The organism is Candidatus Merdisoma sp. JLR.KK006 (genome assembly GCF_036941035.1).
Classification (GTDB): domain Bacteria; phylum Bacillota; class Clostridia; order Lachnospirales; family Lachnospiraceae; genus Laedolimicola.
The window spans coordinates 63,785-87,702 of the sequence record NZ_JAYMNS010000009.1; the positions used below are offsets into that span (position 1 = coordinate 63,785).

General features: G+C 45.1%; 23 protein-coding genes. 16 read left to right on the forward strand and 7 right to left on the reverse strand.

The annotated features are described in order from the left end of the window. Nucleotides 1-111 precede the first annotated feature (111 nt). The gene (locus tag VSQ61_RS09415; protein WP_334344183.1) at nucleotides 112-618 is read left to right on the forward strand and encodes a CarD family transcriptional regulator; all 507 of its coding nucleotides are present in this window, start codon (nucleotides 112-114) and stop codon (nucleotides 616-618) included. Between the two features lie 212 nt (nucleotides 619-830). Here the strand turns inward: VSQ61_RS09415 and VSQ61_RS09420 are convergent, their stop codons facing one another. Beyond that, nucleotides 831-1,175 (reverse strand): DUF1292 domain-containing protein, encoded by a 345-nt coding sequence (locus VSQ61_RS09420; protein WP_334344244.1) that lies wholly within the window; start codon nucleotides 1,173-1,175, stop codon nucleotides 831-833. Between the two features lie 214 nt (nucleotides 1,176-1,389). Here VSQ61_RS09420 and VSQ61_RS09425 point away from each other — a divergent pair, with 214 nt between their 5' ends. Continuing rightward, nucleotides 1,390-2,559: an aminotransferase class I/II-fold pyridoxal phosphate-dependent enzyme gene (locus tag VSQ61_RS09425; RefSeq protein ID WP_334344184.1), complete on the forward strand. Its 1,170-nt coding sequence runs from the start codon at nucleotides 1,390-1,392 to the stop codon at nucleotides 2,557-2,559. Nucleotides 2,560-2,981: 422 nt separating this feature from the next. Continuing rightward, on the forward strand, nucleotides 2,982-3,917 hold the full coding sequence (locus tag VSQ61_RS09430; protein WP_334344185.1) for an Rpn family recombination-promoting nuclease/putative transposase: 936 nt from the start codon (nucleotides 2,982-2,984) through the stop codon (nucleotides 3,915-3,917). A gap of 65 nt (nucleotides 3,918-3,982) precedes the next feature. Here VSQ61_RS09430 and VSQ61_RS09435 read toward each other — a convergent pair whose 3' ends face one another. Beyond that, a complete protein-coding gene (locus VSQ61_RS09435; protein ID WP_334344186.1) occupies nucleotides 3,983-4,561 on the reverse strand; it encodes a D-sedoheptulose-7-phosphate isomerase in 579 nt (192 codons plus the stop codon). A 260-nt stretch (nucleotides 4,562-4,821) separates the two neighbouring features. Here VSQ61_RS09435 and VSQ61_RS09440 point away from each other — a divergent pair, with 260 nt between their 5' ends. Both VSQ61_RS09440 and xylB read left to right on the forward strand, forming a co-directional pair. Further along, nucleotides 4,822-5,913 carry a GntR family transcriptional regulator gene (locus VSQ61_RS09440; protein ID WP_334344187.1) on the forward strand — a complete coding sequence of 364 codons (1,092 nt, stop codon included), beginning with the start codon at nucleotides 4,822-4,824 and terminating at the stop codon, nucleotides 5,911-5,913. Nucleotides 5,914-6,207: 294 nt separating this feature from the next. Further along, nucleotides 6,208-7,707 carry a xylulokinase gene (gene xylB, locus VSQ61_RS09445; protein WP_334344188.1) on the forward strand — a complete coding sequence of 500 codons (1,500 nt, stop codon included), beginning with the start codon at nucleotides 6,208-6,210 and terminating at the stop codon, nucleotides 7,705-7,707. A 178-nt stretch (nucleotides 7,708-7,885) separates the two neighbouring features. Here the strand turns inward: xylB and VSQ61_RS09450 are convergent, their stop codons facing one another. Genes VSQ61_RS09450 through VSQ61_RS09460 form a run of 3 tightly spaced genes read right to left on the reverse strand, consistent with a single transcriptional unit; the run spans nucleotide 7,886 to nucleotide 10,644 of the window. Then, nucleotides 7,886-8,698, reverse strand: a complete 813-nt coding sequence (locus tag VSQ61_RS09450; protein WP_334344189.1) for an alpha/beta fold hydrolase — start codon at nucleotides 8,696-8,698, stop codon at nucleotides 7,886-7,888. After that, complete coding sequence (locus VSQ61_RS09455; RefSeq protein WP_334344190.1) at nucleotides 8,691-9,797, reverse strand: Gfo/Idh/MocA family protein; 1,107 nt, start codon at nucleotides 9,795-9,797, stop codon at nucleotides 8,691-8,693. Before VSQ61_RS09455 ends, VSQ61_RS09450 begins: the two co-directional genes overlap by 8 nt. Nucleotides 9,798-9,834: 37 nt before the next feature. Continuing rightward, nucleotides 9,835-10,644 carry a sugar phosphate isomerase/epimerase family protein gene (locus VSQ61_RS09460; protein WP_334344191.1) on the reverse strand — a complete coding sequence of 270 codons (810 nt, stop codon included), beginning with the start codon at nucleotides 10,642-10,644 and terminating at the stop codon, nucleotides 9,835-9,837. Nucleotides 10,645-10,960: 316 nt separating this feature from the next. Here VSQ61_RS09460 and VSQ61_RS09465 point away from each other — a divergent pair, with 316 nt between their 5' ends. The 6 genes from VSQ61_RS09465 (at nucleotide 10,961) to VSQ61_RS09490 (ending at nucleotide 18,833) form a co-directional block, all read left to right on the forward strand. Next, nucleotides 10,961-12,145 (forward strand): ROK family protein, encoded by a 1,185-nt coding sequence (locus tag VSQ61_RS09465; protein WP_334344192.1) that lies wholly within the window; start codon nucleotides 10,961-10,963, stop codon nucleotides 12,143-12,145. Nucleotides 12,146-12,571: 426 nt separating this feature from the next. Beyond that, on the forward strand, nucleotides 12,572-14,095 hold the full coding sequence (locus tag VSQ61_RS09470) for a sugar ABC transporter ATP-binding protein (protein WP_334344193.1): 1,524 nt from the start codon (nucleotides 12,572-12,574) through the stop codon (nucleotides 14,093-14,095). 205 nt (nucleotides 14,096-14,300) lie between these two features. After that, entirely contained in the window at nucleotides 14,301-15,269 is a 969-nt protein-coding gene (locus tag VSQ61_RS09475; RefSeq protein WP_334344194.1) for an ABC transporter permease, read from the forward strand. 69 nt (nucleotides 15,270-15,338) lie between these two features. Next, on the forward strand, nucleotides 15,339-16,397 hold the full coding sequence (locus VSQ61_RS09480; RefSeq protein ID WP_334344195.1) for a substrate-binding domain-containing protein: 1,059 nt from the start codon (nucleotides 15,339-15,341) through the stop codon (nucleotides 16,395-16,397). Nucleotides 16,398-16,654: 257 nt separating this feature from the next. Further along, entirely contained in the window at nucleotides 16,655-17,503 is an 849-nt protein-coding gene (locus VSQ61_RS09485; RefSeq protein WP_334344196.1) for a MurR/RpiR family transcriptional regulator, read from the forward strand. A gap of 22 nt (nucleotides 17,504-17,525) precedes the next feature. Continuing rightward, the gene (locus tag VSQ61_RS09490) at nucleotides 17,526-18,833 is read left to right on the forward strand and encodes a sedoheptulokinase (RefSeq protein WP_334344197.1); all 1,308 of its coding nucleotides are present in this window, start codon (nucleotides 17,526-17,528) and stop codon (nucleotides 18,831-18,833) included. A 27-nt stretch (nucleotides 18,834-18,860) separates the two neighbouring features. Here VSQ61_RS09490 and VSQ61_RS09495 read toward each other — a convergent pair whose 3' ends face one another. Both VSQ61_RS09495 and VSQ61_RS09500 read right to left on the reverse strand, forming a co-directional pair. Next, nucleotides 18,861-19,160 (reverse strand): DeoR/GlpR family DNA-binding transcription regulator, encoded by a 300-nt coding sequence (locus tag VSQ61_RS09495; protein ID WP_334344198.1) that lies wholly within the window; start codon nucleotides 19,158-19,160, stop codon nucleotides 18,861-18,863. A gap of 11 nt (nucleotides 19,161-19,171) precedes the next feature. Further along, a complete protein-coding gene (locus tag VSQ61_RS09500) occupies nucleotides 19,172-19,432 on the reverse strand; it encodes a sugar phosphate isomerase family (protein WP_334344245.1) in 261 nt (86 codons plus the stop codon). Nucleotides 19,433-19,460: 28 nt separating this feature from the next. Here VSQ61_RS09500 and VSQ61_RS09505 point away from each other — a divergent pair, with 28 nt between their 5' ends. The 5 genes from VSQ61_RS09505 (at nucleotide 19,461) to VSQ61_RS09525 (ending at nucleotide 23,857) form a co-directional block, all read left to right on the forward strand. Then, nucleotides 19,461-19,805 carry a hypothetical protein gene (locus VSQ61_RS09505; protein ID WP_334344199.1) on the forward strand — a complete coding sequence of 115 codons (345 nt, stop codon included), beginning with the start codon at nucleotides 19,461-19,463 and terminating at the stop codon, nucleotides 19,803-19,805. Continuing rightward, entirely contained in the window at nucleotides 19,802-20,068 is a 267-nt protein-coding gene (locus VSQ61_RS09510) for a transketolase C-terminal domain-containing protein (RefSeq protein ID WP_334344200.1), read from the forward strand. The genes VSQ61_RS09505 and VSQ61_RS09510 overlap by 4 nt, the downstream gene beginning before the upstream one ends. A gap of 137 nt (nucleotides 20,069-20,205) precedes the next feature. Continuing rightward, nucleotides 20,206-21,714: a sugar ABC transporter ATP-binding protein gene (locus VSQ61_RS09515; RefSeq protein ID WP_334344201.1), complete on the forward strand. Its 1,509-nt coding sequence runs from the start codon at nucleotides 20,206-20,208 to the stop codon at nucleotides 21,712-21,714. 15 nt (nucleotides 21,715-21,729) lie between these two features. Beyond that, nucleotides 21,730-22,707 carry an ABC transporter permease gene (locus VSQ61_RS09520; protein WP_334344202.1) on the forward strand — a complete coding sequence of 326 codons (978 nt, stop codon included), beginning with the start codon at nucleotides 21,730-21,732 and terminating at the stop codon, nucleotides 22,705-22,707. 97 nt (nucleotides 22,708-22,804) lie between these two features. Beyond that, a complete protein-coding gene (locus tag VSQ61_RS09525; RefSeq protein WP_334344203.1) occupies nucleotides 22,805-23,857 on the forward strand; it encodes a substrate-binding domain-containing protein in 1,053 nt (350 codons plus the stop codon). Nucleotides 23,858-23,918 lie beyond the last annotated feature (61 nt).

Here is a 23,918-nt window from a genome sequence, read left to right on the forward strand (position 1 = left end):
AATTTTTCGATTTTTCTGTTATAATGATAACAGAGGTTATAAAACGCAAACCGTTTCGCTGTGTTTATGACAGCAGGCGGTTTTTTTCATTTTTATAAGTGAGGAATGCCTATGTTTGAGAAAGGAAGATACATTGTCTACGGAACCACGGGTGTATGTGAGATTGAAGACATCACCTCACCGGATATCAAGGGTGTGTCGGAGGATCGGCTTTATTATGTATTAAATCCCTGTTTTAAAAAGGGAAATCGGATCTTTACACCTGTAGATAATGAGAAGGTGGTAATTCGTGCGGTTATGACAGAGGAAGAAGCATCTTTGCTGGTAGATGCCATTCCCACCATTGAAGAACTCTGGGAAAAGGATGACAAGGTGCGGGAGCTGCGTTACAAAGAGGCCATCCGAAGCTGTAATCCAAAGGAGTGGATTCAGATTATTAAGACCTCTTATTTAAGAAGAGAACAGCGCAGGGCACAGGGAAAGAAAGCAACCACAGTGGACGAGCGTTATTTTAAAGCTGCTGAGGATCATTTGTATGCGGAATTGTCCATTGCTCTTAAGATGCCAAAGGAAGAAGTAAGGGATTACATTCAGGCCCGGCTTGAGAAAAAGCAGTAGGAATTTAGAAGCAGAATAAAAACTACAAAGGGGCTGACTTGACAGTCCCAGTCATTATCATTAGGAGAACAATATTTACAGATTTTTATTTACACACTCGTTAAGACCAAGATGCTGGGAAAATAAAAACATTCTGCCAAAAAGAATTGACAGAATGTTTTTATAAGTTTCTGCTCTTTTCGCATCAGTTCCGTTCGGTCAAATGCATTGGCTTACTGCAATTCATCCTCCCCAACCAGCTCGTCGTACTCCGCCGCATCCAGCATCTCGTCAAAAGCATCCGCCACAGCCTCGTACTCTTCGTCATCCTCAATATTCTCAAGGACCGGAGAGCCCTGGCTGTTATCATACCGATAGATAAACACTTCACCATCTTCATTCTCCCCGTTCTCATCCAAAGGAAGAAGAGCAATATAATCCCGTCCGTTTACTGGAAAAATCGTCAGAATCGCACATTCTACCTGCTCATCATTATCCAAGGTCAACGTCACTGTAATATTCCCGTCACAAGAATCACAATTCCCATTGCAGGAAGTTGTATCACATTTATTGTCCATTCCCATCTTCATACCTCACTTTATCCAGATTAATATTTACAAGTCTTGCTGCAATTCCCATCTTACGAATCAGTGAATCACAACCATGCCCTTACTCTACCAGAAGACAGTGGGAAAAGCAAGGAAAACAACGAAAAAATCGTTGACAAAGAAATGAATCGGAATAAAATAAGAATAGTGTCTGTATACGCAGTTGAAAAGGAAGGAAAACATAATGGAAATACAATTTTCAAAACGCTCCGAAGCCATAGAAGAAGGTATCTTCACTATATTAAATAACAAAAAAACAGAGCTTCTGAATAAAGGCAGAGAGGTATATAATTTCTCCGTAGGAACCCCAGACTTTAAGCCTCAGCTCCACATTATGGAGGCGCTTTCTCAGGCAGCAAAGAACCCGGAAAATTATAAATATGCCCTGGCAGACCAGCCGGAGCTTTTAGAGGCAGTACAAGGATTCTACCGGAATCGTTTCGGTGTAGAACTGGAGACAGAAGAAATCATGTCCCTCTATGGTTCTCAGGAGGGAATGGCCCATGTAGCAATTCCTCTATGCGATCCGGGTGACATCGTACTTGTCCCCAACCCTGGCTATCCGGTATTTGCCCATGGTCCGGAGCTTTCCGGAGCAAGGATAGAAACCTATCCCCTGTATGCGGAGAATAATTTCCTGCCTGTGTTTGAGGATATCCCGGAGGAAACAGCCCGGACCGCAAAGCTGATGCTGGTATCCTATCCCTCCAATCCTGTGTGTTCTGTGGCAGGGGACGAATTTTATGAAAGGTTGATTGCATTTGCAAAAAAATATAACATTGTCATTCTTCATGACAATGCCTATTCCGATATTATTTTTCAGGGAAAAGAAGGAAAGTCCTTTCTGTCCTATCCGGGAGCAAAGGAAGTGGGAATTGAATTCTATTCCCTGTCCAAAAGCTATAATATGACAGGCGCACGCATTTCCTTCGCCCTTGGCAATGCTTCTGTGATCCGGCAGTTTAAAAAGGTACGTTCTCAGATCGACTATGGCATCTTCCTGCCTGTTCAGAAAGCTGCTGTTGCTGCCCTCACTGGTCCGCAGGAAGCGGTAAAAGAGCAGTGCAGGGAATATGAACGCAGAAGCAGGGCTCTCTGCGGAGGATTTCGAAGCATTGGCTGGGACGTGCCGGACAGCCAGGGAACCATGTTTGTGTGGGCGCCCATTCCGAAGAATTATCAGAGCTCCGAGCAGTTTGTTCTGGACCTGATGGAAAAGACCGGAGTTATCGCAGTACCGGGAACAGCTTTTGGCGATCTGGGTGAGGGTTACGTGAGGTTTGCGCTGGTGTATGATGTTTTGGCTATTGAAAAAGTAGTGGGGATCATTGGGGGCAGCGGAATTCTTGGATGAGTTTTCTTAATATAGAAATATGCTCCGAACCTATTAGGGGATTTGGAAAATATTATTTGGTATGGAGTTATATCGGGAAGTTCTTGTCTTTTTTTCCAGTTATATATGTTTCACTAAAAGAAGCAGGACTTCCTTTAGGCTTTCACATGGACTTTGTGTATGGCTTTTCTGCCAGAAAGAATTTCTGTGTCGTTGTGAAATGCTGGCATTTACAAAATATGGGGATAATGTGTTGACTTTCTGCAGATAACCAAGTAGAATTATTCCTATCAGTTCTGCATAAACAGGACAAAATTTTTATTCACAGCCATTTCGGCTATATTTCCAAATTATGATGCTGAGAACAGGAAAAGGGAGGTAAGAGGACAGTTCTTTGATTGCAAAAGATAAGAAAATTAACTATAATAGAAAGGAATTATTCTATGACAGAGACAAAACAACTGAATAAGCAGATGCCGGAGAAGGCGGATTTTAAACCTTTGAAGGAATTAAATCTGATCGATGACTTTCTCTTTGATGTAACCACTGCAGATCTGGAGGCATGCAAGATTATTATTGAGCTCTCTCTTGGAATTACTTTGAGAAGTATTAAGTGGAAGGAAGGACAGAAGGTTGTACACAACCTGCCGGGAAAACGTGGGATACGGATGGACTTTTGCGTGGAGGACGGAGATGGAAATTTCATTGATGTGGAAATGCAGAAACGCAATGAAGGGAACATTCCCAAGAGGACCAGATTTTATCAGGCATTATTAGACGCTCCTTTTTTGAAGAGTGGGGAGAAAGGCTTTGATAACTTAAGACCCTCCTGCATTGTGGTTATCTGCGGTTTTGACCTTTACCATCACGGAAAATATCGCTATACTTTCGGTAATTATTGTGAAGAGGTGTTAGGGCTGCCCCTTGGAGATGAATGCAAAAAGGTAATTTTAAATACCAAGGGCAGCAATAATAGTGAGGTCGAGCAGTCATTAATCGATTTTCTTCACTATGTGGAGAAAAGTGATGAAAAGATTCTTTCGGAGAACTGTGACGAACGCCTGAAGCGTCTGCATAGCAAGATAGCCCAGCTTAAGCAAAGCGGAGAAATGGAGGCGGCATATATGAGAACAGAAGAGTGGGAGCGGCTGATACGGGAAAGCGGCGAGAAGATAGGCGAGAAGATTGGACGGGAAAAAGAAAAAATTCAGATGATCTGCAGAGCACTCCAAAAAGGAAAAACCCCGGAGGAAATAGCGGAATTTCTGGATGAAGATTTGAAAGTGGTCCAGGAAATCAGCCGTATTGCTCAATCACTTGCTCCGGAATATGATATCGAAAAAATATATATCTTAACGGACAAAGTCCGCCAGCCCTGAAAGGATATGCTTTATCTATAAGCCCCCAGCGGAGAAAGCCACTGGGAGCTTTCGAGGTGTACATTTTACTGAACAGGATCCAGATCCAGTTCAATACTTTCTGCAATGCTGTGAATATAAAAGAGATGGAGCGCCTCCGCCAGCATAGGCTCGTCTGTATTCACCGGAATCCAGATATCTGCCATATCCTTCAGCTTTCCGCCTGATCTGCAGGTAAAGACAGCGGTCTTGATGCCTGCTTCTTTGCAGGATTCAACGGCACGGATAACATTTTGAGAGTTGCCGCTTGTACTGAACCCCCATAGAATATCTCCCCTTACACCCAACGTCTCCACCTGTCTGGAAAAGACAGCATCATAGCCAAAATCATTGGTTAGAGCAGTTAAAACAGAAATATCGGCAGTGAGAGCAATAGCAGGATACCCTTTTCGGTGCCAGTTTGTCATATGGCCGATAAAGTCATTGGTAATATGGGAAGCGGTAGAAGCACTTCCGCCATTTCCGCAGAGCAGAATCTTATTGCCGGATAAAATTGCCTGCTTTGTAGCCTCAATACATTCCAGAGCCGGGGCAAAGTAATCAGAGGATGTAGTATTTATTGCTTCTTTAAAGTGGTCAAAATTGGTTTGGAAAATAGAATTCATGAAATCTCTCCTTCTTCATCTTGAAAAAATCTGTAGTCACATGTATAATAATATGTACGTATAAGTTGTTTGCAGTTGTATTGTACCTGATGACAGAAGAAAAGTCAATAGAAAAGGAATGGGCTGATTAGTTGGGAGCCAATACAGTATTGGGGCCATGCAGAAATAGAATCAAAGGATACGGTAGAAACATGCTTGCAGGATTGCAAAACCTGATTTATGATTAAGAAAAATAATTTGCATAAATTGGGAGAACAGGAATGAAGATGAAAGAGACAATTTCAAAGTATCAGATTGTATATGAAGAAATGAAAAAAGAGATTGTGTCCGGCCGTATGGCACGGGGGGAAAAGATGCCCTCTGAGCTTCAACTAATGGAACAATACGGTTTTAGCAGGCAGACCATCCGCAAGGCGTTAGAAGAACTGGCCAAGGATGGTTATGTTCATAAGGTTCAGGGGAGCGGCAGCTTTGTAAAGTCTTCTCGTATCGGAGAGAAAAATTCAAAGACAATCATGTTCATAGCACTTTTTGCCCAGCATTATTTTTTCTCCCAATATATTGCAGGAGTAGAGAGCGTGCTGAAGGAGAATGATTACGCTTTAAATATCACCTTTTCCGATAATCGGCCGGAGGATGAGGCCCGATGCCTGGAGGATGCCATAGAAAAAGGCTATGCCGGGATTCTGCTTGTGCCGGCCCGGAGCGCTTGCATCTATGCAAACCTGTATCTTTACAAAAAAATTCGCCAATTAAGAATCCCCTGTATTACTCTTGGAGGTCAATTGCCTTATTCAGGCTTTCCGTGTGTGATTATGGATGACTATGAAGGCGGAAAAATGGCAGCAAAATATTTGATTGCCAAGGGACATTCCCGAATCGCATCCATTATGAACCGGACAGAATGCAGCGGCTGCATGCGGTATGCCGGTTATCAGTCGGCACTTATGGAAGCCGGAATTAAGGAAGAACCAGGATGGGCACAATGGTATGAATATGAGACTTTTCAGGATTTTCTGGAAAATGAGGAACTGATAGGAAGCTGTCTTTCTAAGGTCACAGCCGTGTTCTGTTTCAATGATGAGATGGCTCTTGGCATTATTGAGCTTTTAAAGAAACAGGGGATTCGGGTACCGGAGGATATGTCGGTTATGGGGTATGACGATTCCTATATGTGTATGTTTGGAGAGAAAAAACTCACAAGTATCCGTCAGGAGCCAGTGGAACAGGGGGAAAGGGCAGCCATGAATCTTTTGCAATTGATTAAAAATCCCAATTCAGGTGCAGATGCTTTTTTTGAGCCCAGCCTGGTAGAACGGGAAACAGTAAGGGATTTACAAAAATCGTATTGACACATACGGACACATATGCTTGAATATATACGTACAAATTATTCCCGCTGGCAATGGAGCAAGCGTACAAGTTGCAATGTCATTAAGTTAAGCTTCAAAAATTGACCGGCGTAGGGGAGGAGGGCCGCCCCTTTAAGGGGTGGCGGTTCTTGCCCGAAGCCTTCACAAGCCTTTTGGTGCTTAACTTAATGACATTGGTACAAGTTGAACTGTTTGTATAAATAGAGGCTGCCTGGTTTTGGCAGATATTGCTGTGAGGGAGATGTGGTATAGATACAGAAAGGGGGAAAGGAAATGCCCCACTTTTTAGGAATTGATGTGGGAACATCCAGTCTGAAAGTAATTGCAGTAGATGAAAAAGGAGATATAGCCGGCCTGGCCAGCAGCCCTTATTCCATTATCTGTGAAAAGAATGGGTATGCAGAGCAGGAACCAGATGCCTGGTGGGAGGCTTTAAAAAAGGCAGTTTCCATGGTCAGAGATCAGATTGAGGGTAAAGTAAAGGATATTCAGGCTATAGGTTTTTCAGGCCAGATGCATGGAACTGTATTATTAGACAAGGATTTTCAGGTAATACGGCCGGCTGTCATTCATTGTGATGCGCGAACGGGGAAAGAAGTAGAGGAGATTCAAGCTCTGCTTGGAGCGGATGCAGAAAGGATACTGATGAATCCAATTTCTCCGGGAATTATGCTTCCAACACTTTTGTGGCTTAAGAAAAATGAGATGGAGAGCCTGGAACAGACGGCTTATACAATGCTTCCCAAGGATTATCTTCGATTTCGAGTTACAGGAGAGATTGGAACGGACTATTCCGATGCTTCTGCTACACTGGCTTTTGATTTGCGAAAGGGAGTATGGTCAGATGACATTCTGCATAAGCTTAAGCTTCCAAAAGAGATATTCCCGCCATGCAAAAACAGTATAGAGATAGCAGGAAGCGTGACGCAAAAAGCGGCGTTGGAGCTGGGAATAGAGGCGGGAATCCCCGTGGTGTTCGGCGGGGGAGATCAGGCCATGCAGAGTATTGGCAGCGGCGCCGTGGTAAAAGGTCAGGCCACGGTCAATATTGGAAGCGGAGGCCAGGTCTGCATCCAGACAGACAAGCCTGAGGGAAATATTGCTCTTGGATTAAATACCTTTCAGGGATATCACAGAGAACGCTGGTATGTAATGGGCGCTACAACCAATTCAGGTTCCAGCTTAAGATGGCTGAATCAGCTTCTTGGTCAGACAGACTATGAGGCAATGAATCAGGAGGTGGCACAGATTCGGCCCGGCTGTGACGGTTTGATTTTTCTTCCCTATTTAAGCGGAGAGAGGTGTCCGAGAATGAATGCGGATATCAGCGGCGTGTTTTGGGGACTGAGTTTTCTCACAGATAAAGCCCGGATGACTCGGGCGGTGATGGAAGGGGTAACTTTTGCCTTGTATTCCTGCATGGAGGCTTGTCAAAAGGCAGGAACAGAGTTTACTTCTATGACAGCCATTGGCGGTGGAAGCAGGAGCGGCCCATGGCTGCAGATGCAGGCGGATATTTTTAACAGGGAATTGAGAACAACCCGTCATCAGGAACAGGCAGTATTTGGCGCAGCCATTGGTGCGGCGGTAGGAACGGGCTATTTTGAGGACATTCCCTCAGCCTGCAGGGAGATGGTTCGCTATAAGGATGCTGTGATTGAGCCAAGGGCGGATATCCATGCCTTGTATGAAGAATATTATTTGCTCTACAAGGAGATTTACGAGAAGGGAAAAGATACATTAGAAGCAGTGACTCGCTTAGGGCGGAGATAAAAAGTATGCTTGGAAATTAAAACAGCAGGATGAACCAGCCGGAAACATAAGGGGGCTGCATATAAGCAGTCCCCTTATGTTTGTTAAAATTTCCCCTGATACATACCCTTCAGGGCAGTTGGACTATATGAAAGGCAATGAAGTTAAAGAGCCCGGATTGCATGGATATCTGCAGCGATTAGCTGTCTCTGTGCTCCAACAAGAAGTCCAAGGTTACCTGATTGTATTTCTCAAGCTGCTCCCAATGCTGAACATGTCCTCCATCCTTTGCCATATAAAGCTGTGCACCGGGAATGGCATTACACATTGCTTCGGAAACAGCTGCAGGTACAAATAAATCCTTGTCTCCGGCAGCCACCAGGGTTGGAGCCTTGATCTTAGGAAGCTCCTTGAGAATATCAAAGCCAAGAATTGCATTGCATTGCGCTTTAAAGGCATAGGAAGGCATGGGATGTTCATAGGCCATATCTTTAAGCTCAGATTCCAGCATGAAATCCTCATGTTCTTCCTGAAAAGGCTGTGCAAAGATAATCCACTGGGTCAGTCTTTGGGAGGTAACAGGATCAAGCTGTCCATTGGCTTCCCGAAGAATCTCGATGGAACGCCGAAAGCTTACACAGCAGTTGGGAAAAGTGTTAGTCAAAATAACAGAACGTACACGCTCCGGATAGTGGACGGCAAGGTACTGCGCAATGGCGCCGCCCATGGAAATGCCGTTAAAATGTGCAGATTCGATACCAAGGGCATCCATCATGCCCACAGTATCCTTTGCCATATCTTCAATGGTATAGGCATAGGCAACCGGTTTGTCGGAAAGTCCGGCGCCCCTGTTGTCCAGGGCATAGACATGAAAATGCTTTTCGTAGGCCGCAATATGAGGAGCCCATTTGCTTCCGGGAGCACCAAGCCCCATAAGAAGGATCAAAGGCTCTCCGGAACCGCTTTCTTCATAGCTGATGGTAATTCCATTTGATTTACACTGTTTAGTCACGTTCTTCTCTCGGCTCCTCTCCTGTATATAATGCCCGAAGTACAGTTCCGCACTCAGGAAGCTCTTTTGCCATGCGCTCTAGTACCGGCTCATAGCTAAAATCAGTCAGCGGCAGATCGACACGAGTGTTGTTCAGAGCGCTTAAGCAGATAGCCTCCAGGATTTCATAGCCGTGGAAGGCTGTTTCGATATTGCAGGAATGTGGTTTGGAATCATCGTCCAGCCAGTCTGCATACTCCGTGTAATAGGGCGTCTGAATCTGCTTTTCCTGATGGTGATACCATCCGGGGTTCTTTCCGGTAATAAATTCTCCCTTTGTAGCTTTGCTGCATTCACCCCAAAAGCCATCAGTCTCTGCATAGGCATATCCATTGGTTCCCCATACGGTCAGCCGGTTATCAGAATCTGCATACATCTCCGGATTGTGACGCTCAGAGAAATAACCGCATTCAATGTAGCCTCTGGTTCCGTTTTCAAATAAGATTTCGCCCATAAGAAAATCCGGTGACGGATGGTTATCCTTTAAGGTAGCAGGTCCATGCACGTGACCTACGACTGATTTTGCCCGGCAGCCGCCGTTGGCCCAGATAATGTAATCCATATAGTGAGTGCCAAGCTGTGCCAGCCAGGGCTGGGTTTCTGCAAAAATCTTTTTTACTTCACCCAGATCGCCCCGATCTACTTTTTTCTTTAATTCCTGCATCTGAGAAAGATATTTCTGCTGATGGCAGACAACAGCCTTGATATGATGCTGGACACAAAGATCCGTCATTTTTTTGGCTTCCGGCATATCCTCCGCCATAGGCTTTTCAAAGGATACGGCCTTGATGCCATGCTTAATAGCCAGCTCGATCATGGAAAGGCGAAGATTGGGATAGGTGACGAATACAAATACCTCAGGCTTTGTCTCGGTCAGCATCTGCTCCACATCTGTAAAAAGCGGAACCGTGAGACTGAAGGTTTCAGCTGCGGTCTTCATCACATCCTGGCGGATGTCGCAGAGACCTACCACCTCATAGCGGTCCGGATTTTCCAGGATTCCCTTTAGGTGTGTCTTTCCGCGCACACCAAGGCCCATAATTGCTACTGTGTGTTTCATAAAGTATACCCCCTTAGGTTATGTAAAATTTAATTTGTTACTGAATACTCTTCATGTATTTTCCGTCAGCCAGTACAACACGATCAGAATCATTTTCTGCATCTGGTGATTCATCCTCTGTCATAATCCAGCCTTCATAGTCTGTTTCTTTCAGGAAATCTACGATAGATTTGAAATCTCCAATACCTTCACCCATAGCGGCCCATACATGCTCAGGCGTCATGTCCTTAAAATGAACATGCTGCACAATATCCCGGTGCTCTTTGATTATCTTCAGGGGATCAATACCGCCGTTCAGCATATGGCCGACATCAGGGGCATAACCGATTCCCTTTGTGTAGAGCGTATCAAACATAATGTGATAGTCACTCTCATAACGGAAAACAGAGTTTTCTCCGGAGTTTGGATGGAATACCGTTACAATGCCGTTTTCTGCCGCCCTTTGTGCAATGGCTGAGATGCACTTTAATTGATTGACCTGCTTCTCATAGAGATTATGTTCCCGGACCGGATCTGCTGCCACATGTCCCAGCATCAGCTTGGAGGTTGGGAAATGAGCCAGAAATTCGATTGCCTCATCCACTCTTGCCCGCTCTTCATCGGTCTCTTTTGGAAGAAGCCAGTCTTCATGAACGGCCAGAGCTGCAAAAACAACCTGCTTTTCATCCAATAGATCTTTTAGCTTTTTCCAATCCTTGTAGTAATCTTCCAGCATACAGATCTCTGCTTCCATGCCGGTGAAGCCTGCTTCCAGCAGAACGTCCACCATATGAGGAACCTGTCCGTGGAATTTTTTCAGATTCATTTGCCAGGGGTAGGTCTGGCTGCCGTATTTGATTTTTGACATGATAACCTCCTGTCTGTATATTAATCCGATAAATAAATTAATATAATATAATTTTGAATACAGTGAACGGTTACAAGATGATTATAGGGGTTGTTCATACGCTGTGTCAAGAAATATTTTTTCTTAAAGTAAACATATACGAAAAATGTTTTTGTGTAATTCACGTAATTTAGAGATATTGATATTAAATCAATTAATGATTAAATAAAATAAATATATTTGACATGGGAGAGCACAAGATGTTATTCTTATATCAAATATAGAATAAAAAATTATTAGGATAATTTGATTATAAGGATTCACGGAGGAAAGATTCATGAAGCAGGGCGGAAAAAATCTGGAAGCAATACAGGCCATGAATCGAACGCTGTTATTAAGACTCCTACAGCAGAATCACATATGTTCCAGGGCTAATCTGGCAGAGCAGTCAGGATTAAAGCAGGCAACCATCACGAACATTATCAATGACTTTATTTCCTGGGAGCTTGTGGAGGAAACGGGCCTGATTGAGGGCTGCAAGGGGAGAAGGGCAATCGGAATCCGTCTGAAGACGGAAGGGTTTTATGTGATTGGCGTCCGACTGTCCAGAAAATATTTTGAGGTAGGAATTTTTACTCTGATGGGGGAACTGGTAGAGGAAGAATACCGAGAATACATTACAAATACAAAACCCAGTGTAGTAATACCAAAGATACAGGAATACATTCAAAGGTTAATTGAAGATCATCCGGAAAAGAAGATTCTGGCAGTGGGAATGGCAGTTCCCGGTCCCTATTATTTTGAGGAAGGCGTGATTGAAGCAGTTTTCACGGATTGGGAGAATGTATCCATTAAAAGGATGCTTCAAGACGGATTGGATCTTCCGGTAGTGATAGATCACGATGCCAATGCCGGCGTACTGGCCGAATGTTCCTTTGGGATAGATCCGAATCTGTATGAGACTGTGGTTTATCTGGCTGTAGGGCAGGGAATCGGAGCAGGGATCTATTATGAAGGGAAGATCTTTCGAGGAGCGACAGGAATAGCAGGAGAAATTGGACATGCCAGTATCAATATGGATGGCCCAAGATGTGAATGCGGCAATAGGGGATGCCTGACCTGCTATGCTTCAACGCTTGCATTTACAGAACGAGTGAATCAGAGAATGAGAAATACGGGACGCCAGCCTTTTAAGCAGTTTCAGGATTTGATCCAGCCTGTGAGACAGAAGGACGCGGTTATATATGAGGAGTTTCAGGTAAATATGCGCTATTTAAGCGCAGGAATAATCAATTTGATCTACAGCTATAATCCGAGCTTGATTATCATTGGCGATGAGATGAGCCGGGTTGGAGAACAGGTACCAGAAGAGATTCGATATAATATCAGGCAGTTAGTAGAACGTAAGGTGCTGAATCAGGCAGAGATACGTCTGACCTCCTTTGAGAAGGATTCTGCTTTTATCGGTGCGGCAGAACTGGCTATTGATTATGCATTTGTACACACAGAATTGTTTCGCTAAGAAAAAATATTTTAAGAACTGGTAATAGTTGAAATATTGCTAAAATGGTTTGGAAAAAGCAGGAACTTTTTTCAAACCATTTTTTTGTGCAATTTGCATATAAATAAAAGCTCAAAATTGGAGATATATGCAAAAAATGAAGCGTTTTCGACAAAAATGCAAATAGTATATTGACATAAAATATAAAATGGATTATTATTAATTTGATTAATAAATAAATAGAATAAATAAAGAATAAAGGAATGCAATAAAATTTTTTTCTTAATCATGTTGACAACAGTGATATAAAGAAATATAATTTCATACAAAGAAAGATTTTCATTACTTTTCACAGCCACGTTAATCACTCCGCTGACGGACGTGGAGCCAATACAGCAACGGTTTATTCTTTAGGGAAAGCATAGAGACAAAAAAGGAGCGGAAGAAATGGGAGAAAATGCAAAAGCTGCAGGAGGCAGTGATTACATTTTGGAATGTCAGGGCCTGTCGAAGTCCTTCGGAGGTACAAAAGCGCTTCAGAATGTGGAACTGCACATCAAACGTGGAGAGGTTCACGCCCTTGTAGGTGAGAATGGCGCAGGCAAGTCAACCCTGATGAAAGCGATTATTGGTCTGCATAAGGTTGACTCCGGAACCATTACCTTTGAAGGAAAGCCTTATAAGGTAAGCGGGCCGGCGGAGGCAATAAAAAAGGGCATTACGATGATACATCAGGAATTGAATCCGGAGCCCCATCTGACAGTTGCGGAGAATATTTTTCTTCACAATGAGGATGTGAAGGGAGTTTTTCTGAACAAAAAAGCAACGAATGAAAGAGCGGAAAGGATTCTTAAGGAATTTGATTTTAATATCAGCCCGACTCATCTGGTAGGAGATTTGTCGCTGGCCCAGGCTCAGATGATTGAGATTATGAAGGCGGTATCCTCTGATGCCAAGCTGGTGATCATGGATGAACCCACATCATCTCTGGACAATGAAGAGACAGAACGGCTGTTCAAAACCATTCGCCAATTGAAGGAGAAGGGAGTCAGCGTTGTTTACATATCACATCGTATGGAGGAGATTTTCAGCATCTGCGATACGGTTTCCGTATTCCGGGACGGACAGTATATCGACTGCAAGCCTATCAGTGAAGTGACTCAGGATTCTCTGATTTCTATGATGGTAGGACGGGAAGTAAAAAATGTATTCCCAAAGACAGAATGTGAGATCGGAGATGTGGTTTTCAAGGTAGAGGGGCTTACAGGAAAAGGCTTCGAAAATATCAGCTTTGAGGTTCGAAAAGGCGAGATTCTGGGATTAACCGGGTTAGCCGGCGCAGGGCGAAGTGAAACCATGCGGGCGATTTTTGGCCTGGATCCGCTGGATTCCGGTAAGATCTATATGGATGGCAAAGAGATCGTGAATAAGAATCCCCGTCAGGCCATCAACAACGGTATTGCCATGGTAAATGAGGACCGGCGTGAATACGGCCTGTGCCTGTACCGTTCCATCAGTGAGAACATCTCCCTTCCCAATCTTCCTGTTTATCAGAAGGGGCTGCTTCTGAATAAAAGGAAGGAAAAAGAAGAAAATGGAAAATACTCCAAAATGCTCACAGTGAAAGCTGCTTCTTTAGATGAAGATGCCATTGCGCTGAGCGGCGGCAATCAGCAAAAGGTGGTATTGGCGAAGTGGTTAATGTCCAATCCAAAGGTTCTCATTCTGGATGAGCCTACCAGAGGTGTGGATGTGGGTGCCAAATCAGAGATTCATTCTCTGATGTGTGAATTTGCAAAGCAGGGGCTGGCAGTCATTATGATTTCTTCAGAGCTGCCAGAGGTTATGGCTATGAGCGACCGTCTTCTGGTATATCACGAAGGGAAGATCAACGGGGAGCTTCTTCGGGAGGATATAAAGAGCGGAAAGGTGACTCAGGAGACTATTCTGGCGAAAGAGTTTGGAAATTAATGAAATTACGGAACAAAAAAAGTCCAGCTAAGAAATGTCAAGTGTTTTAAGAAATATTTTCTGCTGGACGGTAAAGTCGCAAAGGCACACGAGAGGAATTTTCATGAGTGCCCTTTCGAATGAAAGTTTCTCTCATGACAGGTGTGCCGAAGTGACTTTACCCTTTAGTACCGTTGCGTAGCAACTTAAGATAGGAGGAAGAATAATGGATACAAAAAAGCTTGCGGGAGATAAAAACTATCAGCGGCAGTTGTTTTTTAAACGGTATGGAATTGTCTTTATTATGTTTGGAATGATTCTGCTACTTACCTTTACCACTGAAAATTTCTTATCTTACAACAATATTTTGAATGTACTTTCCACTATTTCTATTAATGGATGTATTGCTCTTGGCATGTGTATAGTAATTACGGCCGGCGGCATTGACCTGACAGTAGGAGCGCTTCTGGCCTGGGGCTCGATTGTGGCAGGATTGGTGCTGCAGTCTACAGAGAGCATTGCTCTTGCATGTCTGGCCGCAGTTATTACATCAGCGCTTATGGGACTGGTTACAGGCGTGATGATTGCACAGTTTAATCTGTTTCCGTTTGTGGCTACACTGGCCATGCAGCTGGTGGTTCGGGGACTTGCCACAGCATTGAGCGGCGGCGCTTCTTTTCCCATTGCAGTATCTGCATTTACAAAGATTGGTTTGGGAAAGGTACTCAATGTGATTCCCATTCCGGCCGTTATTTTGCTGGCATTGATTATCATCGCATATATTTTGATGCATTGGACCAAATTCGGGCGTTATGTATATGCAATCGGCGGAAATAAAAATGCAGCCATTGCTTCCGGTGTAAATGTATATTGGGTTACAGTATGGACTTATGTAATATCCGGTCTTTTTACAGGAATCTCTTCCTTAATTATGACGGCAAAGATCAATGCGTCTCAGCCGAATATCGGTGTGGGTTATGAGACAGATGCCATTGCAGCCTGTGTAATCGGCGGTACTTCCTTTGCAGGCGGCGTGTCAACCATTCCCGGAACGGTGGTAGGCATTATCATTATTGGACTGATTTACAATGGTATGAATCTGATTGGTGTGCAGTCTTATTGGCAGACAGTATGTAAGGGCCTGCTGATTGTTCTGGCAGTTCTTCTGGATAAGGCAGTAAATAAAAAGCGTTAATTGATATTTCCTGCTAAAGCAGTAAATATAAAACTATTTATCATTCTATTAATGAAGGAGGTTTTTATCATGAAAAAGAGAAACGTGTTGGCGATTGTTCTGGCGGCCGTGATGGCAACCGGCATGCTGGCAGCATGCGGAGGCAAGACAGATGCACCGGCAGAGACTCCGGCTCCCGCAGAGACAGAAGCACCGGCAGAGAGTGAAGGGGAGAGTGACCCTTCGACAGCAGCTCCGGCGGTATCTGGTGATATTAAGGTAGCTTATATGGCGAAGAACGTTGTTGACGCATTCCATGTAACTATGAACGGTTATGTGGCTGATCAGTTAGATGCTATGAAGGCAGAGGGACTTATTTCTGAATGGCAGATGTTTGATGCTACTACAGACCCGGTGCTGCAGTGCAGTGAGCTGGAAGATGCGCTTAACAATGGATTTAATTTTGTATTGCTGCAGCCCTGTGAGGCAGCAGGCTCTGATCCCGTTGTTACACGCTGCGCAGAAGAGGGAGTTCCTGTTGTAGTTATTAATTCTACCACAGAGTCTACTATGGAGAAGGCTTCCGGATATTCAGGTTCTGATGATGTTCAGGCTGGCGAGATGATGGGCAACTATATCAATGAGATGGTTCCGGACGGCGGTACATACGTTCATATGCAGGGCGTACTTGGATCCTCCGCACAGATTGACAGAGGCCAGGGCATTGCAAACACTATGACAGAGGATAAGGGCTGGACCAGCGGCGGAGACTTTGCTGCAGAGTGGCTGGCAGAGAAGGCTGTAGGTTTTGCAACGGATGCATTGACTCAGTATGGCGATGACCTGAAAGCTATTGTGTGCGACAATGACGATATGTCTTCTGCAGTTCAGGCATACTGCAATTCCGTAAACAGAGAAGACATTGTATGTATCGGCGTTGATGGTAATAAAGGACCCTTGACCATGGTAAAAGAGGGAACTCTGGGTGCAACTGTATTCCAGGATGGCGTTGCGCAGTGTGATTATGCAATCAATACCATTGCAAGGGCAATTATGACCGGAGAAACTGACGGCGTTGAGATGTATAAGACAGACATTCCTTTCGTATTAGTAACTTCAGAAAATGTAGACCAGTATCTGACTGATTAATGAAGCATACTATTTTGATATGAATGGATGAAATGGGGAGGCTGAGATTCTGGTTTGGATTTCAGTCTCCCATTTTATGATTCAGATTAAATTGATATTCCTGTTTTTTGTGTTATAATGAGCGTTAGTGAGAAGAGTATGCTTGCATATTCGGCGAACGGCGAATGCTGACTATGAATCTTTGATTCATAGTATAATGAAGGCGTATATGGATATTTATGGAAGTAAAAATTTAAGGCATACAAAGGGAGAACGGCATGGGTTATAACATAAACATGACAGATGAGTATACAGTATGGGAAAATATTAAGAATAACTATGAGAGCTTATATGCAGCAGAGGCTAAGGTGGCGGACTTTATCTTGAACAATCCCGGACAGGCGCTGGAAGCAAATGTATCGGAGACTGCGGAGCTGAGCGGAGTTAGTGATGCAACAGTGGTCCGATTTTGCAAACGAATCGGTTATGCGGGATTTTATCAGATGAAGATTCAGCTTTCTCACGATATGGGAAAGAATTGGACCTTGAATAAAGAGAAGGATGCCCAGAATTATGATTCTGTCCAGGAACGGATTTTAACCATTACAAATAATATTATGACCATATCAAAGCATATGGATACGGAAGTAATCAAGAACTGTGCGAAAGCAATTGATGAGGCTTCCACGGTTTTTGTAATCGGAAATGGATATGCAAAGATTATTGCCTGTGACATCATATACCGTCTTACAAGAAAGGGGATACGATGCAGCGGCGGCGGATATTCGGAAACAGATTTTGAGAATCTCTATCTGGGACAGGAGAAGGATGTAGCAATCTTTATCTCCCGATCCGGAGAGGATAAAAAGACATATAAGGAAATGCAGTTGGCAGAAAAAAAGAAGATGATAACCATCTCTTTGACAGATGCTATTAAATGTCCCATGGCGCAATTGGCGGATTTTTCTCTCACAACGGGAATCGAGGATCGTGCCAGGGTGTTTATACATGAAAATAGCTCCAGCTTAAATATGATGGTTTTGGTGGAGATCCTTCTGGAATATGTGACCCAAAGGTATCAGAATAAGAGTTACCTGGATGAAGTTGTTTCAGAGGATCGTTTATAGAAAATAAAGAAAGGCTTATGTTATGAAGACAATAGGGATTGATATAGGAACCACTACAATCAGTGCTGTAGTTATGGATACAGAAAAGAGAAAGCTTCTTGCTTCTAAGACTGTTCCAAACGGCAGCTTTATCAGGACGGAGCGGGAGTGGGAGCGCATTCAGGATGTAAAGCTTCTTATGAAAAAGGCAAAGGAAATTCTGGATGAGTTGATTGTGCAGCATCCGGACACAGAAGCCATAGGTCTGACCGGGCAGATGCACGGCATTCTGTATACGGATGGAGAAGGACGGTGTATCAGTCCATTATATACATGGCAGGACGGAAGCGGCGATCAGCCGGAATTTGACGGGGAGTCCATAGCGGCGCAGGTTACAAGGAAGTATGGGATTTTTGCGGCCACAGGGTTCGGACTGGTGACATATCTGTATCATGTGAAGAAGGGGCTGGTTCCGGAGGGGAGTATGGCTGTGTGTACGATTTCCGATTACCTGGGGATGTGGCTGACCGGAAGAAAGAGTCCGCTTGTTCATGCAAGCAATGGGGCAAGTATCGGTTTTTATGATACAAAGGATTGGCGCTTTCGGGAGGAAATGATTATAGATGCAGGCATGGAGCTTTCCATGCTGCCAGAGGTGACGACAGAAGTAAAAAAATTAGGTACATATTGCAAAATACCGGTTTTTGTGGCACTTGGAGATAACCAGGCAAGCTTTCTCGGTGCGGTAGGAATGCAGGAGAATGTGTGGCAGGTGAATGTGGGAACAGGAGGACAGCTGTCGGTATTGTCAGAACAGCATTTTGAGGCTCCGGGGATTGAGGCCCGGCCTTTCCTGAAGAAGAAGTATATTCTTACCGGAGCAGTGCTTTGCGCCGGCAGAGCTTATGCGATTTTAGAACAGTTTTTCCAAAGATGTGCTGTGGCTATGGGACTTGATGCAAAAGAGCAGTATGGGGTTATGGAGAAGCTTGCTAAGTCGGCCAGAGAAGATGCAGGTGGAATTCAGGTTATCACAAAGTTTAAGGGAACACGGGTCAATCCTGAGGTTAGAGGGAGTATAAGCGGACTTAGTGAAGAGAATTTTCTTCCGGAGAATTTAGTTCTTGGTGCGATTCAGGGGATTGCCCGGGAGTATTGTGATATTTGTCAGGAGATTTATCGGGGAACTGGAATCCGGGCAGAGAAGCTGATAGCTTCCGGAAACGGCGCCAGAAGAAATGAGGTTTTGAGAGATACCTTAAAAAAGATGTTTCAGGCGGAGCTTGAGATAACAGCTTTCCAGGAAGAGGCTGCATGCGGTGCGGCGCTTAGTGTGTTGTTTGCGGAGTAGATAGCTGTATCATTGGAAATTAGTTTATTAGTATTCCGGATAGATCACCTGAATCCCATGACCATCAAAATATGCTTGATAATCTGTCGGAACAGGACCATCCGTAACAATGGTGTTGGCAATTGTCAGCGGTCCGAAAGGAGCCATAGCGTTTTTGCCGAACTTGCTGCTGGTGGCGCATACAATGATCTGTGAAGCCTGCTCCAGGAGTTTTCGAAAAATACGGGCAGTGACATCATCCAGAACAGAAAAGCCTCTGGTTAGAGAAATGCCGTCCATGGTAAGAAAGATTTTATCAAAATAAATATCAGAAAAATAGTCAATCAATACGGAACCTGTTACATAATAGGTTCCGTTTCTTTTGTAAAATCCCCAGGCACCATCATGACATTGAATTCCGGGGCGTTCGTCAGTTCAATGGCGGCAGACACATTCATAGTAGTGACAGCAAGACGGTTTTTTACCTTCAGATTCTTAGCTGCTTCCAGACAGGTATATCCGGGTCCCAGAAATATAAAATCTTCGTCATTCACCAGAGCGGCCGCAAGAGAGCCGATAGATTGTTTGCGCTCATAGTCGTTTAAGGATTCCGGAGGAATAAAGCAGGAGCTGGCGGCACGCTTCTATATGTATGGTATTATGGCAGAGATCTTTGGCCGTGAGAACGGATTTGCAAAAGGATTGGGCAATTCTATGCATGCATTTTTCATTCCCTTTGGCGTATATCCCAATAATGCCATTGTGGGAGGTTCTGCACCCATTGCAGCTGGTGCCGCTCTGCGCAAGAAGGTTGCCCATGAGAAGGGCGGACTTCCGGTGCTCTTTAACTTTAATAATAACGGCTATGGCAGGAACCGATCCGGTTATCTATTTGGAAAGCCAGTCTCTCTATGGACAGGGAGAGCTGTTTCACAAAGAAGAGGGAGTTTCCGGCTGAATATTATGAGATTCCCATCGGGGAGCCGGATGTGAAGCACACAGGCTACGACCTGACAATTCTGACCATTGGTGTAACTTTATACCGGGCGCTGAAGGCGGCAGAACGTTTTGAGAAGGAGTTTGGCATCAGTGCAGAGGTTATTGTTGCAAGGAGTATTGTACCGTTTAATTATGATAAGGTAATAGAGTCCGCGAAGAAGACTGGGAAGATCATGATTGCAAGTGATGCATGCCAGAGAAACTCGATTATCAATGATTTTGCAGAGAATATTTGCGTCATGTACATAACAGAATAGAGGAAATCTCTCCTTAGGTAATTATAGACAAAAAAGTCACTTTTTTATAATTATTTTTACGAAAATTATAAATACAGACGGAAAAATGAAAGCTATAATGAGGTTAATAGGAAAAAATGCACAAAGAAGGTGAGAAGATGGGGAAAGTTCTTTTGGAAATGAAGCATATCAGTAAGAGCTTTGGAGCCGTACAGGCCCTAAAGGACGTTTCCATAGATTTGCACGAGGGAGAGGTGCTTGCCCTGATGGGCGAGAACGGTGCCGGGAAATCCACGCTGATGAACATTTTAAGCGGTTCCCTGCTTCCCCAGGAGGGCGAAATCTATGTGGACGGCCGGAAAGTGAACGTGACAGACCCGGTGACGGCGAAGAAGCATGGAATTGCCAAGATTCATCAGGAGCTTCAGGTGGTTCCGGAGCTTAATGTGGCTGAGAACATCTTCCTCGGACGCTGGTTTAAAAAGAAGCTTCCAATGGTGGACTTTCAGGGTATGATAACAGAAACCCAAAAGTATCTGGATATGCTGGAGCTGGATGTAAAGCCCACTCAGCAGGTAAAGGATCTGCGCATTGGAGAGCAGCAGCTGGTGGAGATTGCCAAAGCCCTTTCACTGAATGCAAAGATTCTGGTTATGGATGAGCCAACCTCCGCTATCAGCGAAAAGGAGGCGGAAAAGCTTTTTGCCATTATCCGCAGGCTTCGAAGCGAGGGACGGGGAATCATCTATATTACCCACCGGATGGAAGAGATTTTCAAGATTGCCGACCGTCTGACCGTTATGCGTGACGGTGCATACATAGGCACGGTCAATGCGTCTGAGACTGACACGGACGAGATTATCCGTATGATGGTAGGCCGTGACGTGAGTGAACAGTATCCGAAGGCTCCCACGGAAAAAGGTGACGTAGCCTTTGAAGTAAAGAACCTTACCTATACGCCTCCGGAGGGAAGCTTCCGACGTTCTCTTAAAAACATTTCTCTTCAGGTCCGTCATGGAGAGGTCTTAGGGATAGCGGGGCTGGCCGGAGCCGGAAGAACGGAATTTTTTGAATGTGTGGCAGGCGTTCATGGAAAGGAAGTAACCGGGGAGATCTATATTGAGGGAAAGCTGGTTGTGATTCGCAGGCCCGGGGATGCCATTCGGGCAGGAATTTCTTTTGCCACGGAGGATCGGAAAGGAAGCGGACTGGTATTGCAGCGATCCATAGGAGAGAATATTTCACTCCCTCTTTTAAAGCAGTTCAGCAAATTTTTGTTTATGGATCTGAAAAACGAGGGAAAGGCCTGGGAGGAGCAGATAGAAGCTCTTAAGGTAAAGGCTCCCGGAAGCAAGACACTGGCAAGCTCCCTGTCAGGCGGAAACCAACAGAAGGTCATTCTGGCCAGGTGGCTGCTTACAAAGCCCAAACTGCTGCTTTTGGATGAACCCACCAGAGGCATTGACGTAGGCGCCAAGGCAGAGATTTACCAGCTGATCAATAATTTGGCAAAGACAGGGATGGCGATTATTGTGGTATCCTCGGAGCTGCCGGAGGTTATAGGAATCTCGGACAGGATTGTTACGTTCTGTGAGGGTGAGCTGACCGGAGAGTTTGAGCAGAAAGAGGCGACCCAGGAAAAGCTGCTTCACAGCGCTACGAAATAAGGGGGAGAGGCAGAAATGAAAACAGATCAGACAAAAGTATTGTTAAAAAAGATGCAGAGTATAATTGCGCTGATCCTGATATTTATCGTTGCAAGCGTAATTTGCGTACAGGACGGAAAAAACGTGTTCCTGGATGCCAGGAACCTGATGAATGTGCTCCGCGCCGTGTCGGAGAACGGAATTATTGCCATTGGCATGACCATGATTTTGATTTTGGGTGATATAGACCTTTCTGTCGGTTCCGTTGTGGGTCTGGTGTCTACCGGCTGTGCGGCGCTGATGGTATGGAATGGGCTTCCCTTTGTACCGGCAGTCCTTGCCAGCCTTTTGATTGGCGCAGCCTTTGGATTCTTCAACGGCATCTGCATTACGAAGCTGAAGCTTCAGGCATTTATCGTGACGCTGGCAAGTATGAATATTGCAAGGGGACTTGCCCGCTTCTGGGCCAACGGCGTGGGAATTCCCCTGACCTACGGAAAGGGGGAGGGATTGGCTCCGCCGGAGTTTGAGGTGCTTCAGATGAGGATCAGCGGCCTGATTCCCGTACCGGCCATTATTTTTCTGGTACTGCTTCTGATTTTCCATTTTATTATGACAAAGACCAGGTTTGGCCGTCAGCTTTACGCTATCGGCGGCAACCGCCAGGCTTCCTATCTGGCAGGAATCAATGTAGATCGGATTAAGCTGTTTACCTTTATGCTGTGCTCTATGCTGGCATCCGTAGCAGCCATGATCCATGCGGCGCAGATCAGCCAGGGCGGCCCTAACGAGGGCTCCGGCTATGAGCTGAATGCGGTGGCGGCCTGTGCCATCGGCGGAACCAGTCTGGCGGGCGGCAAGGGAACCATGCTGGGAACCCTGATTGGAGCATTGATTTTAGGCATGCTGGACAATGTACTGGGCTTAAAGGGTGTAAATTCCAACCTGCAGTTGATGGTAAAGGGCTTCCTTATTATCATTGCCGTGTTTATGCAGGCGGAACGGAAAGACTGAGCCGTTTATAATTAATTGTGCGCAATCTGTACGGAGCTGATCGATAGCAGCTCCCTGCAGATTAAAAAAATAAAAACTATCGAAGAAAGAGGGAAATATGAAAAAGAGAATTTTAAGTGTGGTACTTTGCACGGCAATGCTTGCAACCTTACTGGTTGGCTGCGGCGGCAAGACAGAAGAGCCTGCTGAGGCTCCGGCTGCTCCGGCGGAAGAAGAAGCGGAAGCTCCTGCAGAGACACCCGAAGAACCGGCGGCAGACGCAGAGACAGGTGCAAAAGACAAATACGTGATTGGCATGTCACAGTGTAACCTGGGCGAGCCCTGGCGTGTAGCTATGAACGATCAGATTGCGGCGGCAGCAGAAGCACATCCGGAGTTCGAAATTATCTATGCGGACGCAGCACAGGATAACTCCAAGCAGATTGCAGACATTGAGAACTTTGTACAGATGGGCGTGGATCTGATTATTACCTCCCCCAACGAGGCAACTCCTCTGACCAATGCGGTTACGGCTGCATACGAGGCAGGAATCCCGGTTATTCTTCTGGACAGAAAGATTGACGGAGACGGTTATACACAGTTTATCGGTGCAGATAACGTGGCAATCGGAAAACAGGTAGGCGAGTATGTGGCAAACACACTTCTTCCAGACGGAGGAAAGGTTTGCGAGATCAAGGGTCTTGAGGGAACCTCCGGCGGTATCGACAGAGACAACGGATTCCGTGAAGGAATCAAGGCAAATCCAAAGGTAGAGATCGTAGCGGCTAACAATGCGGACTGGCTTCGTGAGAAAGCGATCACCGTTGCAGAGGAAATGCTCCAGACCAATACTGAGATCGATCTGTTCTACTGCCTGAATGACCCCATGGCAGAGGGTGCTTACATTGCAGCAAAGAATGCCGGACGTGAGAAAGACATTATCTTCATCGGCGTCGACGGACTTCCCACCCCTGACGGAGGAATCCGCAGCGTTATGGACGGCAGACTGAGCCTGTCCATGGTATATCCCACCGGCGGCGCAGAGGCTATTGAGAGTGCATACCAGCTTCTGGTAGAGGGCAAGGAGCTTGAGAAAGAGATTACTCTGGAATCCGAGATCATCACTCCGGAGACGGCTCCTGACTTGTTGAAGAAATATGGCGGCGAATAAGAATCATAAAAACTGCCTGTGAGCTTATAAGGCTCGTCTGTGTACCGCAGGCGAGCCTTTT

Bases quoted from the DNA above. Each gene is read 5' to 3' on its own strand.
- VSQ61_RS09415 (WP_334344183.1), top strand. From the start codon at position 112: ATGTTTGAGAAAGGAAGATACATTGTCTACGGAACCACGGGTGTATGT.
- VSQ61_RS09420 (WP_334344244.1), bottom strand. From the start codon at position 1,175: ATGGACAATAAATGTGATACAACTTCCTGCAATGGGAATTGTGATTCT.
- VSQ61_RS09425 (WP_334344184.1), top strand. From the start codon at position 1,390: ATGGAAATACAATTTTCAAAACGCTCCGAAGCCATAGAAGAAGGTATC.
- VSQ61_RS09430 (WP_334344185.1), top strand. From the start codon at position 2,982: ATGACAGAGACAAAACAACTGAATAAGCAGATGCCGGAGAAGGCGGAT.
- VSQ61_RS09435 (WP_334344186.1), bottom strand. From the start codon at position 4,561: ATGAATTCTATTTTCCAAACCAATTTTGACCACTTTAAAGAAGCAATA.
- VSQ61_RS09440 (WP_334344187.1), top strand. From the start codon at position 4,822: ATGAAGATGAAAGAGACAATTTCAAAGTATCAGATTGTATATGAAGAA.
- xylB (WP_334344188.1), top strand. From the start codon at position 6,208: ATGCCCCACTTTTTAGGAATTGATGTGGGAACATCCAGTCTGAAAGTA.
- VSQ61_RS09455 (WP_334344190.1), bottom strand. From the start codon at position 9,797: ATGAAACACACAGTAGCAATTATGGGCCTTGGTGTGCGCGGAAAGACA.
- VSQ61_RS09460 (WP_334344191.1), bottom strand. From the start codon at position 10,644: ATGTCAAAAATCAAATACGGCAGCCAGACCTACCCCTGGCAAATGAAT.
- VSQ61_RS09465 (WP_334344192.1), top strand. From the start codon at position 10,961: ATGAAGCAGGGCGGAAAAAATCTGGAAGCAATACAGGCCATGAATCGA.
- VSQ61_RS09470 (WP_334344193.1), top strand. From the start codon at position 12,572: ATGGGAGAAAATGCAAAAGCTGCAGGAGGCAGTGATTACATTTTGGAA.
- VSQ61_RS09475 (WP_334344194.1), top strand. From the start codon at position 14,301: ATGGATACAAAAAAGCTTGCGGGAGATAAAAACTATCAGCGGCAGTTG.
- VSQ61_RS09480 (WP_334344195.1), top strand. From the start codon at position 15,339: ATGAAAAAGAGAAACGTGTTGGCGATTGTTCTGGCGGCCGTGATGGCA.
- VSQ61_RS09485 (WP_334344196.1), top strand. From the start codon at position 16,655: ATGGGTTATAACATAAACATGACAGATGAGTATACAGTATGGGAAAAT.
- VSQ61_RS09490 (WP_334344197.1), top strand. From the start codon at position 17,526: ATGAAGACAATAGGGATTGATATAGGAACCACTACAATCAGTGCTGTA.
- VSQ61_RS09505 (WP_334344199.1), top strand. From the start codon at position 19,461: ATGTATGGTATTATGGCAGAGATCTTTGGCCGTGAGAACGGATTTGCA.
- VSQ61_RS09515 (WP_334344201.1), top strand. From the start codon at position 20,206: ATGGGGAAAGTTCTTTTGGAAATGAAGCATATCAGTAAGAGCTTTGGA.
- VSQ61_RS09520 (WP_334344202.1), top strand. From the start codon at position 21,730: ATGAAAACAGATCAGACAAAAGTATTGTTAAAAAAGATGCAGAGTATA.
- VSQ61_RS09525 (WP_334344203.1), top strand. From the start codon at position 22,805: ATGAAAAAGAGAATTTTAAGTGTGGTACTTTGCACGGCAATGCTTGCA.